The 12,078-nt window shown below is 64.2% G+C and carries 13 protein-coding genes; 10 read left to right on the forward strand and 3 right to left on the reverse strand.

All coding sequences use genetic code 11. The features are described from left to right. Nucleotides 1-9: 9 nt before the first annotated feature. From KEC16_RS06580 to KEC16_RS06590, 3 genes are read left to right on the forward strand one after another with little or no spacing between them, the layout of a single operon-like run. A complete protein-coding gene (locus KEC16_RS06580; RefSeq protein WP_211547079.1) occupies nt 10-759 on the forward strand; it encodes an ABC transporter ATP-binding protein in 750 nt (249 codons plus the stop codon). Then, nucleotides 756-1,556: an ABC transporter permease gene (locus KEC16_RS06585; RefSeq protein ID WP_211547080.1), complete on the forward strand. Its 801-nt coding sequence runs from the start codon at nt 756-758 to the stop codon at nt 1,554-1,556. Before KEC16_RS06580 ends, KEC16_RS06585 begins: the two co-directional genes overlap by 4 nt. 2 nt (nt 1,557-1,558) lie before the next feature. Then, entirely contained in the window at nt 1,559-2,305 is a 747-nt protein-coding gene (locus KEC16_RS06590) for a class I SAM-dependent methyltransferase (RefSeq protein ID WP_211547081.1), read from the forward strand. Between the two features lie 33 nt (nt 2,306-2,338). Here KEC16_RS06590 and KEC16_RS06595 read toward each other — a convergent pair whose 3' ends face one another. The 3 genes from KEC16_RS06595 to metX all read right to left on the reverse strand — a co-directional run bounded on the left by KEC16_RS06595 (nt 2,339) and on the right by metX (nt 5,737). After that, complete coding sequence (locus KEC16_RS06595) at nt 2,339-3,817, reverse strand: CoA transferase (protein ID WP_211547082.1); 1,479 nt, start codon at nt 3,815-3,817, stop codon at nt 2,339-2,341. Nucleotides 3,818-3,928: 111 nt separating this feature from the next. Then, nucleotides 3,929-4,555: a methionine biosynthesis protein MetW gene (gene metW, locus KEC16_RS06600; RefSeq protein ID WP_211547371.1), complete on the reverse strand. Its 627-nt coding sequence runs from the start codon at nt 4,553-4,555 to the stop codon at nt 3,929-3,931. A gap of 6 nt (nt 4,556-4,561) precedes the next feature. Further along, nucleotides 4,562-5,737 carry a homoserine O-acetyltransferase MetX gene (gene metX / locus KEC16_RS06605; RefSeq protein WP_211547083.1) on the reverse strand — a complete coding sequence of 392 codons (1,176 nt, stop codon included), beginning with the start codon at nt 5,735-5,737 and terminating at the stop codon, nt 4,562-4,564. A 131-nt stretch (nt 5,738-5,868) separates the two neighbouring features. Here metX and KEC16_RS06610 point away from each other — a divergent pair, with 131 nt between their 5' ends. From KEC16_RS06610 to KEC16_RS06640, 7 genes are all read left to right on the forward strand, one after another. Next, nucleotides 5,869-6,732, forward strand: coding sequence for a chorismate mutase (locus KEC16_RS06610; protein ID WP_249208876.1), 864 nt, complete (start codon nt 5,869-5,871; stop codon nt 6,730-6,732). A 37-nt stretch (nt 6,733-6,769) separates the two neighbouring features. Next, nucleotides 6,770-7,867 carry a histidinol-phosphate transaminase gene (gene hisC, locus KEC16_RS06615; RefSeq protein ID WP_211547084.1) on the forward strand — a complete coding sequence of 366 codons (1,098 nt, stop codon included), beginning with the start codon at nt 6,770-6,772 and terminating at the stop codon, nt 7,865-7,867. Nucleotide 7,868: 1 nt separating this feature from the next. Beyond that, on the forward strand, nt 7,869-8,756 hold the full coding sequence (locus KEC16_RS06620; RefSeq protein ID WP_211547085.1) for a prephenate/arogenate dehydrogenase family protein: 888 nt from the start codon (nt 7,869-7,871) through the stop codon (nt 8,754-8,756). 118 nt (nt 8,757-8,874) lie between these two features. Continuing rightward, a complete protein-coding gene (locus KEC16_RS06625) occupies nt 8,875-9,726 on the forward strand; it encodes a VOC family protein (RefSeq protein WP_211547086.1) in 852 nt (283 codons plus the stop codon). 4 nt (nt 9,727-9,730) lie between these two features. Next, on the forward strand, nt 9,731-10,585 hold the full coding sequence (locus KEC16_RS06630) for an alpha/beta fold hydrolase (protein ID WP_211547087.1): 855 nt from the start codon (nt 9,731-9,733) through the stop codon (nt 10,583-10,585). A gap of 77 nt (nt 10,586-10,662) precedes the next feature. Beyond that, a complete protein-coding gene (locus KEC16_RS06635) occupies nt 10,663-10,935 on the forward strand; it encodes a metal-sulfur cluster assembly factor (RefSeq protein ID WP_211547088.1) in 273 nt (90 codons plus the stop codon). Continuing rightward, on the forward strand, nt 10,935-12,017 hold the full coding sequence (locus KEC16_RS06640; RefSeq protein WP_211547090.1) for a hypothetical protein: 1,083 nt from the start codon (nt 10,935-10,937) through the stop codon (nt 12,015-12,017). The genes KEC16_RS06635 and KEC16_RS06640 overlap by 1 nt, the downstream gene beginning before the upstream one ends. Nucleotides 12,018-12,078: the final 61 nt, after the last annotated feature.

Genomic DNA, 12,078 nt, shown 5'->3' on the forward strand with positions numbered 1-12,078 from the left:
AGTCCGGGGATGATCGACGCTGCCATCCACGTGGAAAAACTCAGCAAGAGTTTCGCCGGCCAACCGGCGGTGGACGCCATTTCCTTTTCCGTCGCCACCGGCTCGACCACCGCGCTGCTGGGCGGCAACGGCGCCGGCAAGACCACCACCATTTCCATGCTGCTGGGCCTGCTTCTGCCCGATTCCGGCACCATCCGCGTGCTGGGCGAAGACATGGTCAAGCATCGCTATCGCGTCCTGCCACGGGTCAATTTCTCCAGCCCCTACGTGGAATTGCCGCATCGTCTCAGCGTGCGTGAAAATCTGACCGTCTATGGCCACCTGTACGGCGTAAGCAAGCTGAAACAACGCATCGCCCAATTGGCCGAGGAATTAGAGCTGATCGACTTCCTCGACCGTGCCTCGGGCCGGCTGTCGGCGGGGCAAAAAACCCGCGTCGCCATCGCCAAGGCCATGTTGAACCAGCCCGAATTACTGCTGCTGGACGAGCCGACGGCATCGCTGGATCCCGACACCGCCGATTGGGTGCGCGGTTATTTCCGCGCCTATCAACAGCGCAGCGGCGCCACCATCTTGCTGGCCAGCCACAACATGGCCGAGGTCGAACGCCTGTGCGACCAGGTCGTGATGATGAAGCAAGGCGGCATTGTCGATGCCGGCTCGCCGGCTCAATTGCGTGAGCGCTATGGCCGCAACGATCTTGAACAGGTGTTCCTCGACATCGCCCGCAACCGCCGGCTCCCCCATGGTGCCGCATGAGCGGCAGCGCCCTGCGCCGCGTCGGCGCCATCATGCTGCGCCACCTGTACATCCTGCGCGGCTCGTGGCCTCGGGTGCTGGAAATGGCCTATTGGCCCGCCATCAACATGACGCTGTGGGGTTTCACCAGCCAGTTCTTCGTCACCCATTCATCCTGGGTGGCGCAGACCGGCGGGATCCTGATCGGCGCCGTCGTGCTGTGGGACGTGATGTTTCGCGGCAATCTGGGGGTGGCGCTGTCGTTCATGGAAGAAATGTGGTCGCGCAATCTGGGCCATCTGTCGGTCAGCCCGCTGCGCCCGCATGAGCTGATGGCCGGCATGCTGGGCATGAGCCTGGTCCGCACCACCATCGGCGTGCTGCCCGCCGCCCTGCTGGCCATTCCCATGTACCATTATTCGCTGTTTTCCATGGGGCTGCCGCTGCTGACCTTTTGGCTGAACCTGATGATCTCGGGCTGGGCCATCGGCCTGGGGGTCTCGGCCCTGGTGCTGCGCTTTGGCCTGGGGGCCGAAAGCATGGCCTGGGTGCTGATTTTCGCCTTGGCGCCGCTGGCCGGCATCTACTATCCGATCTCCACCCTGCCATCCTGGCTGCAACCGCTGGCATGGTCGCTGCCGCCGGCCTATGTGTTCGAGGGCATGCGCGCCGTCATGCAGGGCAAAGGCCTGGACGGGCACTTGCTGGCCGGCGCCGTCGGCCTAAATATTGTCTATGTGAGCGCCGCCGCCCTGATCTTTCTGCGCGTCCACCATATCGCCCGCAAGCGCGGGTTGCTGCTGAACGTGGGGGAATAAGCATGCAGAACCTGCAACCCGCCTGGACTCCGGGAAGCTGGACCGACGTGGTCGATCTGCGCGATTTCTATGATGGCAGCCTGGGCCAATCCACCCGCCGCCTGCTGCGGCGGCACTTGCGGCAATTGTGGCCCGACACCCACGACCTCCGCATTCTCGGCCTTGGCTTCGCCACGCCGCTGCTGCGCCCGTTCCTGAACGAAGCCGAACGGGTGATCGCGGTCATGCCGGCCAATCAGGGGGTGCTGCACTGGCCGCCGGAAGGCCCCGGCCTGACCGTGCTTGCCGATGAAAGCGATCTGCCGCTGCCCGATTCATCCATGGACCGCATCGTCTTGATGCACGCGCTGGAATCGACCGAACAGGTGCGGGCGATGATGCGCGAGGTTTGGCGGGTCCTTGCCGATGGCGGCCGGCTGGTGATCATCGCCCCCAATCGTCGCGGCATCTGGGCCCGGCTGGAACGGACGCCCTTCGGCAACGGCCGCCCATACACCGGCGGCCAATTGGCGCGCATGCTGCGCGACAACATGTTCACCCCGGTTTCCCTGTCCGGCGCCTTGTTCCTGCCGCCCACCACCTCCCGCGTGATGCTGCGTTCCGCCCCGGCCTTCGAGCAGGTGGGCCGGCGTTGGTTCCAGACCTTCGCCGGCGTCAATATCGTCGAGGCGACCAAGCAGATCTATGCCGCCACGCCGTCGCGCGCCAGCAAACGCCGCGCCTATGTCATCGCCCCACAGGGGTTTTAACCCCCCTGTTCGCCGCGGCGGCTGGCCCCCGTCTCAGGGCAGATCGGCGGCCGAGAACCCATCCGCCTGGGTGTGCCGCAACTCCTCGCCGCCTAAACCGCCGGCCTTGATCGGCCAGCGCGCCAGATTGGCCCCCAGCGGCATGGTCGGCACATCCCAGCCCGAGCGTGTCGCCGCATAATCCAGCACCGGCCCTAAAAAGGTCAGCGGACCAAAGGCCGGATTCTCGTGGGTGCGCAGGTAATGGGCGATCTCAGCCGGGGCAATGGCCGGCGGCGGCAAATGCGCCTTGTCGATCCGCCCTTGCTCTTGCATCCACATGGCGGTGCGGCACAAGGCGACGCGCACATGATACGAACCGCCCTCGTCGGCGCGACGCAGCAGCGCCATCAGCGTGCCCAAGGCCCCCAGGAAACCGGTGACATAATCATTGGGATAGACCGACTGCAATTGCGGGTTATCAGGCGTGCCCTGCGCCAAGGTCATGCCGGTGGCCACCTGGGCCAGTTGCTCCCAGCCCGGCCGATATTGCCAAGGCCCGGCCCAGCCATAACAATTGACCGAGACATAGATGCTGCCGGGGCGGATGGCGGCGACGGTTTGCGGCGAAAAACCCAGTTTGGTCATGGAACCGGGACGATAGGATTCGACGAAGACGTCGCTTTGCCCGATCAGTTCGCGCAAGGTGGCGGCGTCGTTGGCATTGGTCAGGGTCAGCAGCGCTTCCAGTTTGCCGTGGCCGGTATCGACGTCGAACGGCGGCAGGGCCGGCTGGGTCGGGCTGGTGATGCGCATGACCTCGGCCCCTTGTTCGGCCAGGGTCTTGCCAATGGTCGGCCCGGCAATGACATGGGTCAGGTCCAGCACCTTGGTCCCCGATAGCGGCCGGTCGCCGGGTTGCGCCGGGGCAAAGGGTTCGGGCGCCGAATCGCCGATCTTGATGATCTCGATGATCGGGGTGGCGGCGATGGCTTGGCCTTGTTCGCTCGCCAGCCATTCCGGGTACGACCGCGCCACCGCGCCGCACAGGCCTTGATCGGCGATCGCCTGTTCCAGGGCAAAGGCATCCCAGCCGGCCACCTTGTTGGCGATATCGGTGGGATTCATGGTGCAGTCCAGCAGGTTCTGCAACCCATTGCGCAGCAGCGGAAACGCGCCGTGCAACATGATCCAGCGATTGTCGCGGGCGGGATAAAGCTGCACCAGCGGATAGGACGGCTCGGGCTGCGGAATGGCATAGCCATGCTGCGACTGATAGCCGACGCTATAGGCGGCCAAAGCCCCGGCCAGGGCGTTGATGGAAACCTGTTGACGCTCGCCCGAACGGCGGCGCCAGATTTCCGCCACCCCGGCAGCCTGAGCCCCCAGCACGGCGGCGGTGCATTCGCCGATGCGGAACACCGAATCGATCACCGGGTCAGCCCCCGACAACGTCACATCGGCCGTGGTCGGCCAGGTAATGTTCAATTGCGACAGCAGCGCCTGATAAATATCGGTGATGGTCCCGGTCATGATGCCCTCCGCATGATCACTCTTTTTGCGAGCATGCCAGAGGTTATGGACTACCTGAATATGTCTTAGGGTGCATCCCTGAAGAAATTTTGGTGACGGCCGCCGTCGGCATTACCCTTTACGGCTGAGGACAAACAGGCCTTGCGCCGCGAAAATGTTGGCCAGCCAGCCGGCGCCGGCCATGGGCAGCACCGCGCCGTCACGATCCAGGGCGATGCCGGTATCGATGTGAATGCCCAGGCTCCGGCACAATTCAAGGAAGTCGCGAATGGTGCAAAAATGAATATTGGGCGTGTCGTACCATTCATAGGTCAGGGTATCGGTCACCGGCATGCGGCCGCCGATGGCCAAGCCGCCGCGAACCCGCCAATGGCCGAAATTGGGGAACGAGACGATGGCGCGGCGGCCGATGCGCAGCATATTGGCCAGCACATCCTTGGGGGCGCGGGTGGCTTGCAGGGTCTGGCTTAGAATAACCGTGTCGAAAGCGCCGGCGGGATAATCCTTAAGATCCGTGTCGGCATCGCCCTGGATCACCGACAGCCCTTGCGCCACCGCCGCCGACACCCCGGCCATGGACAATTCAATGCCCCGCCCATCGACGTCCTTGTTCTCGCCCAGCCACGACAGCAAGGTGCCGTCACCGCAACCGACGTCCAACACGCGCGAGCCCGGCTCGACCATGTCGGCAATCAGCTTCAGATCAACGCGCAGCGTTCCGTTAACCAAGCTCATCATCATCGCCTACCCCTTTCGCGGCAAACCGCGATGCCGCGCCGCCCCTTCAAGGAAGCCGCCCAGCGTGGCGTGAAATTCCGGCTCGTCCAACAAAAAGGCGTCATGGCCCTTGTCCGACTGAATTTCGACAAAACTGACATTGGCCGCCACCGCGTTCAACGCATGGACGACAGCCCGGCTTTCCGGCGTCGGGAACAGCCAGTCCGACGAGATCGAGGCGACGCAGAACCGCGTCTTGGTGCCTCGGAAGGCGTTGGCCAGCACGCCGCCATGTTCCGCCGCCAGATCGAAGTAATCCATGGCTCGGGTGATATACAGGTAAGAATTGGCGTCAAAGCGATCGACAAAGGTCGATCCCTGGTGCCGCAAATAGCTTTCCACCTGGAAATCAGCGCCAAAACCATAGGAAAAGGCGTCGCGGTCCCCTTGCAGGTTGCGGCCGAACTTGCGGTGCAAGGCGGGTTCCGACAGATAGGTGATGTGGGCGGCCATACGGGCCACCGCCAGACCGCGTCGCGGCCGGGTGTCGTGCAATTGGTACTCGCCGTTCTTCCAATCGGGGTCGGCGATGATCGCTTGGCGGCCAACTTCGTTGAAGGCGATGTTTTGGGCCGAGTGGCGGGCGGCGGTGGCGATGGGCACGGCGGCGAACACCCGTTGGGGGTAGCTGGCGCACCATTCCAGCACCTGCATGCCGCCCATCGAGCCGCCAATGGCGCAAAACAACTGGTCGATGCCGAGATGATCAAGCAGACGCGCCTGCACCTGAACCATGTCGCCGATGGTGATGACCGGGAAGCCTTGGCCCCACGGCTTGCCGGTGGCCGGATTGGTGTCCATGGGCCCGGTGGTGCCCATGCAACCGCCCAGCACGTTGGAGCACACCAGGAAATAGCGGTCGGTATCAAGCAGCTTGCCGGGACCGACCAGATCAAGCCACCAACCGGGCTTGCCGGTCAGCGGATGCGGATCGGCGACATAATGGTCGCCGGTCAGGGCGTGACAGATCAAGATGGCATTCGAAGCTTCGGCATTCAGCCGGCCATAGGTCTGATAGGCCACCGTGACCGACGGCATCTCGATGCCGCAATCCAGACGGATGGGACGATCCAGTCCCAGCTCGACACTCAGGCCAAGGGGATTGTGGGGAAAAGCATCGGCGACGGAAGCGGGGGCGGACATGGCGAAAACGGCGATCCTGGCAAGCGGGGTGACGATTAGCTATGGATGCGCACCCCCACTGTCAACGTTTTCTTTGATTTCGCCACGATCAGGCACTACACCTATGCGGCTTTGCAGCAGAAACTTCGCATATGGCCATGAACACAAATTCCGACGCCCTTGACCGCATCCGCCGCGACATCGACCGCATCGACGATCGTCTCCACGATCTGCTGATGGAGCGTACCGCCTTGGTCGAAAAGGTCGCCCTGGCCAAAGCCCCCGACGATTCGGTCGCCCTGCGCCCCGGACGCGAGGCCGAGATCATGCGCCGGCTGACCGTTCGCCATCAGGGCCGTTTCCCGTTGCCGGCGCTGGTGCGCATCTGGCGCGAGATCATGGGCGCGCTGGTCGGCCTGCAAAAGCCGTTTTCCATCGCCGTCTGCCAGCCGGAACGCGGCGATGGCTATATCGAGTTGGCCCGCGACCATTTCGGCGTAGTCTGGACCAAGACCATCTTCCCCTCGCCCGGCCACGTCGTCCGCGCCGTCGCCGATGGTCAAGCCTCGGTCGGCGTGGTGCCGTTGCCGCATGAAAACGACCAGGAACCATGGTGGCTGTCGCTGACCGCCGGGTCAGGCAACCTGCCGCAGGTGGTCACCCGCCTGCCGGTGCTGGCCCAAGCCCCCATTGCCGGCCGGGCCGAACCGTTCGAAGCCTTTGTCATCGCCTGCCGGCCCCATGACGATACCGGCGCCGACCGCACCCTGATCGCGGTGGAAACCGTGCCCGACATTAGCCGTGACCGCCTGCGCGCGCTGTTCACCGCCGCCGGCATCGAAGAGGCCTCGGTGATCGGCACCCATCGGGCCGAGGACCACCGAGTGTACTTGAGCGAGGTGGATTCCTTCATCACCGCCGACGACCCGCGCCTGGTCGCCCTGGTCGGCGGCGGCAAGGACACAGTCCGCCACGTCCGTATCATCGGCGGCTATCCGCTGCCGCTTGCCCTTTGATCCATCCGCACGCTTTTTTGCCAGGAGTTTTCTTGCGATGACCGCTCCCACTCCCCGTCCCGACATCATGGACATCCGCCCCTATGTCGGCGGCGAATCGGCGCTTGAAGGTGCTGCGCGGGTGATCAAGTTGTCCTCGAACGAAGGGGCGCTTGGCCCCAGCCCCAAGGCGATGGAGGCCTTCCGCGCCCAGGCCGCGGACATGCATCGTTATCCCGATGGCGGCGCCACCCGCCTGCGCAAGGCCCTGGCCAGCCGCTGGGGCGTCGATGCCGAGCGCATCGTCTGCGGCGCCGGGTCCGATGAATTGCTGGGTCTGCTGTGTCGCGCCTTTGCCGGCCCCGGCGACGAAGTGCTGTATTCCGCCCACGGCTTTTTGATGTACGCCATCGCCGCCAAGTCCTGCGGCGCCACCCCGGTGACCGCGCCGGAGGTGGATTTGACCGCCAGCGTCGATAATCTGCTGGCGGCGGTGACGCCCAGGACCAAGGTCCTGTTCCTGGCCAACCCCAACAACCCCACCGGGACCTATCTGCCGGCGGATGAGGTCAAGCGCCTGCGGGCCGGGCTGCGCCCGGACATCTTGCTGGTGATCGACGCCGCTTATTGCGAATTCGTCGTCAAGAACGACTATACCCCGGGCATCGAGTTGGTCGATTCATCCGACAACACCGTCATGTGCCGCACCTTCTCGAAGATCTTCGCCCTTGGCGGCCTGCGCCTGGGCTGGGCCTATTGCCCGCCGGGCATCGCCGATGTGCTGAACCGGGTCCGCAACCCGTTCAATGTCGCCGCCCCCGCTTTGGCTGCCGGCGTCGCCGCGTTGGAAGACACCGCCTTTGCCGACCTGACCCGCGGCCACAATGATTACTGGCTGCCTTGGATGCGCGACGAATTGGCCAAGTTGGGACTACCGACCACTCCGTCGGTGTGCAATTTCGTCCTGATCCAATTCCCCAAGGCCGAAGGCTGCACCGCCCAGGCCGCCGACGCCTATCTGCGCGGCCAAGGCATCATCACTCGCGCCATGGCCGGCTATGGCCTGCCCGATTGGCTGCGCATCACCATCGGCAATGGCGAGGAAAACCAGGCGGTGATCGCCGCTTTGGCCGCCTTCAAGGCAAGTTGGAAATAAAATGACCGCGTCCCCCCTGTTCGGCACCCTTTGTCTGGTCGGTATCGGCCTGATCAATTCGTCCATCGCCCGCGCCGCCCGCCTGCACGGGCTGGCCGGCCGCATCGTCACCTTGGACGCGTCGCAACAGGCCTGTGAAACCGCGCTTAAGCTGGGCATCGTCGATGCCGCCGGCACCGACCCGGCCACCGTGCTGGCCGGGGCCGATCTGATCATCGTCGGCACCCCGGTGGGGGCCATGGCCGCGGTCGGCGCCGCCATCGGCCCGCACCTTATGCCCGGAACCATCGTTTCCGATGTGGGGTCGGTGAAAATGGCGGTGGTCCGCGATCTGCTGCCGCATCTGCCCGAAGGCGTCCATTTCGTTCCCGGCCATCCCATCGCCGGCACCGAACATTCCGGCCCCGATGCCGGTTTCGCCGAATTGTTCCAGGGCCGCTGGTGCATCCTGACGCCGCTGCCCGGCACCGATGCGGTGGCGGTGGACAAGGTAACCACCTTGTGGCGGACCATGGGCTCGATGATCGAGATCATGGAACCGCACCACCACGACAAGGTTCTGGCCATCACCTCGCATTTGCCGCACCTGATCGCCTATACCATCGTCGGAACCGCCAGCGATCTGGAAGACGATCTTCAGCAAGAAGTGATCAAGTTTTCCGCCTCGGGCTTTCGCGATTTCACCCGCATCGCCGCCAGCGACCCGATCATGTGGCGCGACGTTTTCTTGAACAACAAGGAAGCGGTGCTGGAAGTCATCCAACGTTTCACCGAGGACCTGACCGCCCTGCAACGGGCCATCCGCTGGGGCGAAGGGGAAACGCTGGAAACCCATTTCCGCGAAACCCGCGCCATCCGCCGCGCCATCATTGACGCCAAGCAGGCGTAATCCGCCTTTACCTCTTGGCCATGACCTATGGTCAGCCTTTATTTTTCACCCACCCGTGGGTTGACTCCTCCCCCCCGATCCGTGCGACCCTTCGCAGGTGCCACAGCGGGAGGAAATCATGGCGAACAACATCAATGGATTGGATCATGCCGTCATCGCCGTGCGGGATCTGACCATCGCCGACGCCGCCTTTCACCGGCTGGGCTTCACCCTGACCCCGCGCGGCGAGCACCCGGAATGGGGCACCGCCAACCATTGCATCATGTTCCGCCAGGATTACATCGCCCTGCAAGCCGCCGTCGGCGCCGGCGAGGTCGCCGACGAATTGCGGGCCTTCACCGATGCGCATGAGGGGCTGCACGGCATCTCGTTGGGCACCGATAACGGCGCGGCGGTCATCGAACGCCTGCAATCCTTGGGCCTTGATGTGCCGTTGCCGCGCTCTCTCAGCCGCCGCATCGACACTGATCAGGGCCAAGCGACGCTGATGTTCTCGGAAACCCTGTTGCCGATGGAAGCCACGCCGGGCATCCATACCCGCGTCACCCAGCACATCACCGCCGAACGCGAACGTTTCCCCGATTGGCTGGTTCACCCCAATGGCGCCATCGGCATTGCCTCGGTCACCGCCATCGTCGCCGAACCGGTGGAGCTGACCGCCGCCTGGGATCTGGTGCTGGGGCCGCACCGGGCGGTGATCACCGACGACACCGTCACCTTGCACACCGGGCGCGGCCTGATTTTCTTGTCCAAACCCGATGACCTCACCCAATTGCATCCCGAAGCCGAGTTGGACGAATTGCCGCCCGCCCCCGCCTTGGTGGCGCTGGCCGTGCTGGTCGCCGACACCGACCGCGCCGCCCAATGGCTCACACATAACGATGTCGAATTTTCCCGCGACCGCGAAGGCACCATCCGCATTCCACCGTCGGAAGCCTGCGGCGTCCATCTGGAAATGGTCAAGGGCTGACCCCATGCGATTGGTTTTCCGCCTGCTGCTGATCCTGGTCTTGCTCGCCCCGGCGGCGGCCCTGGCCAAGGATGGGCAATCCCGCTTCGCCGGCACCGACGGCGTTTTGGTCCACTACAAAAGCTGGGGCAAGGGCAGCCCGGTCATCCTGATCCACGGCTTCACCCTCAACCAGAGTTTTTGGCGTCTTCAAGTGCCGGAACTGGCCAAAGCCCATCAGGTCATCGCCCTGGATCTGCCCGGCCACGGCCAGTCGGGCAAGCCGCGCGACACCGTCTATGACATGGATTTCTATGCCCGCGCCGTCGAGGCGGTGGCCAAGGACGCCGGTCTCGACCATGCCGCCCTGATCGGTCATTCCATGGGCTTGCCGGTCATCCACACGGTGATGCGCCATGGCGTCTTGAAAGTGGACAAGGCGGTGTTCGTCGATGGCGCCATCTTGGCCCAGCCTTCCGATCCGGCGGCCAAGGCGGCGCAGCAAGCCTGGATGAAAAGCATGATCGAGGGGCTGAACAGTCCCGGCTACCAACTGGTGCTGGAACAGTTCTTCCAACGTTTTTCCACCAAGGTTTCACCCAAGCAGAAACAGGAATTGATGACCACGGCGCGCGCCATCGACCAATCCGTGGCGGTCAGCACCTTCACCCATTTCAGTGATGACGCCGTCTGGGCCCCTGCCCATTACGACATCCCGGTGCTGGGGCTCTATGCCGCCGCCTCGCAGACGGGGGTAAAGGAATGGCTGGCGATGAATTACCCTAAGGCCAAGCTGGTGGTCTGGGACGATGTCGATCACTTTCCGCAGCTGACCCAGCCCCAGCGGGTCAACCAAGCCCTGGTTGCGTTCCTGCGGTAGCTTGACCACCCTCAAGGCGCGGACATGGCGGCGGGGATAGGGTCAAGCATCCCTGGAACGATTTCGGTTCGCATGCCATGAATCCGTTGCTTGAAACCCTAAAGCAGATCATCGACCCCGATATTGGCGTCAACATCGTCGATCTGGGGCTGGTGGAATCGGTCAGCGACAGTGAGGGCGCCATCCGCATCGCCCTGATCATGACCACCCCGGCCTGCCCACAATCGGGCTATCTGCGCGACGAAGCCAAGCGCCTGATCCCCGGCGCCCAGGTTGAGATTCTGGAACACCCCCTGTGGCAACCCGAACGCATGAGCGCCGCCGCCAAAGCCATTTTGGGCTGGCCGTGATGACCATGCCGCGTCTGCCCTTTCTGCTGCTGGGGGCGATCTCGCTGCTCAGCGGGATGCTGGCCGGACTGGCTCGGATGGGGTGGGACTTGCCCGCACTCGACTGGACCGATATCCACGGTCCGCTGATGGTCTGCGGCTTTTTCGGCACCGTCATCGGCCTGGAGCGCGCCGTCGCCCTGAACCGCCCGTGGGGGTTCGCCGCCCCCGCCGCCAGCGCCGCCGGCGGCCTGTTCCTGCTGATCGGCTGGCGCTTTCAGGGGGCGGTCTTGCTGCTGATGGGCAGTCTGCTGTTTCTGGCCATGGCCGTCATCGTCGCCCGCCGTCAGGCCGAACCCTTCACCAAATTGATGGCGTTGGGGGCGTTTTGCTGGGCCTTGGGCAATGGAATGTGGCTGGCCGGGGCCATGGTGGCGGAAATTGTCGCCCTGTGGGCGGCCTTTCTGGTGCTGACCATTGCCGGCGAACGGCTGGAACTGGCCCGTTTCCTGCCGCCGAACCAATGGCGCAATCCCACCTTGGCCCCGCCTTTGCTGCTGATCGGCATCGGCGCGGTGCAAAGCGTCGTCGGCGCCGGGCCAGCCTGGACGGCGTTTGGCGCCGGCTTGGTTTTGCTGGTGGCCTGGAGCCTGTGGAACGATGTCGTCCGCCGGACCATCCGCCAAACCGGCCTGACCCGCTATGTCGCCGTCTGCCTGCTGTCGGGCTATGTCTGGCTGGCCGTGGCTGGCGCGCTGATGCCCATATTGGATGGCGGCGTGGCGACACCGGTCTATGACGCCGCCTTGCATGCCCTGTTCGTCGGCTTCGTCTTTTCCATGGTGTTCGGCCATGCCCCGATCATCTTGCCGGCCATTTTGGCGGTCCGGCTGCCGTTCCATTCCGCCTTTTATCTGCCGCTGGCCATGCTGCACCTGTCGCTGAGCCTGCGCCTCGCCGGCGATCTGCTGGATCTCAGCCCCAGCCGCCAGTGGGGCGGGCTGCTCAATGCCGCCGCCATCGTCGCCTTCATCATCGTGACGGCAACGCGGGTGCTGACGGCACGACCAAAGAAACCCGATACCATCTGCCCGGATCCGTGACGCCACCGACGTTGCAGACCACCCAAAATAGAGGGGGCGCGACAGGATACTACCCTTTAGG

This window comes from Magnetospirillum sulfuroxidans (genome assembly GCF_018224925.1).
In the GTDB taxonomy this organism is placed as follows: Bacteria; Pseudomonadota; Alphaproteobacteria; order Rhodospirillales; family Magnetospirillaceae; genus Magnetospirillum; species Magnetospirillum sulfuroxidans.

Excerpts from the sequence above, each read along its gene's own strand:
- KEC16_RS06595 (WP_211547082.1), bottom strand. The coding sequence starts at position 3,817 with ATGACCGGGACCATCACCGATATTTATCAGGCGCTGCTGTCGCAATTG.
- KEC16_RS06590 (WP_211547081.1), top strand. The coding sequence starts at position 1,559 with ATGCAGAACCTGCAACCCGCCTGGACTCCGGGAAGCTGGACCGACGTG.
- KEC16_RS06640 (WP_211547090.1), top strand. The coding sequence starts at position 10,935 with ATGACCATGCCGCGTCTGCCCTTTCTGCTGCTGGGGGCGATCTCGCTG.
- KEC16_RS06635 (WP_211547088.1), top strand. The coding sequence starts at position 10,663 with ATGAATCCGTTGCTTGAAACCCTAAAGCAGATCATCGACCCCGATATT.
- KEC16_RS06580 (WP_211547079.1), top strand. The coding sequence starts at position 10 with ATGATCGACGCTGCCATCCACGTGGAAAAACTCAGCAAGAGTTTCGCC.
- KEC16_RS06585 (WP_211547080.1), top strand. The coding sequence starts at position 756 with ATGAGCGGCAGCGCCCTGCGCCGCGTCGGCGCCATCATGCTGCGCCAC.
- KEC16_RS06620 (WP_211547085.1), top strand. The coding sequence starts at position 7,869 with ATGACCGCGTCCCCCCTGTTCGGCACCCTTTGTCTGGTCGGTATCGGC.
- KEC16_RS06625 (WP_211547086.1), top strand. The coding sequence starts at position 8,875 with ATGGCGAACAACATCAATGGATTGGATCATGCCGTCATCGCCGTGCGG.
- KEC16_RS06610 (WP_249208876.1), top strand. The coding sequence starts at position 5,869 with ATGGCCATGAACACAAATTCCGACGCCCTTGACCGCATCCGCCGCGAC.
- hisC (WP_211547084.1), top strand. The coding sequence starts at position 6,770 with ATGACCGCTCCCACTCCCCGTCCCGACATCATGGACATCCGCCCCTAT.
- metX (WP_211547083.1), bottom strand. The coding sequence starts at position 5,737 with ATGTCCGCCCCCGCTTCCGTCGCCGATGCTTTTCCCCACAATCCCCTT.
- KEC16_RS06630 (WP_211547087.1), top strand. The coding sequence starts at position 9,731 with ATGCGATTGGTTTTCCGCCTGCTGCTGATCCTGGTCTTGCTCGCCCCG.
- metW (WP_211547371.1), bottom strand. The coding sequence starts at position 4,555 with ATGATGAGCTTGGTTAACGGAACGCTGCGCGTTGATCTGAAGCTGATT.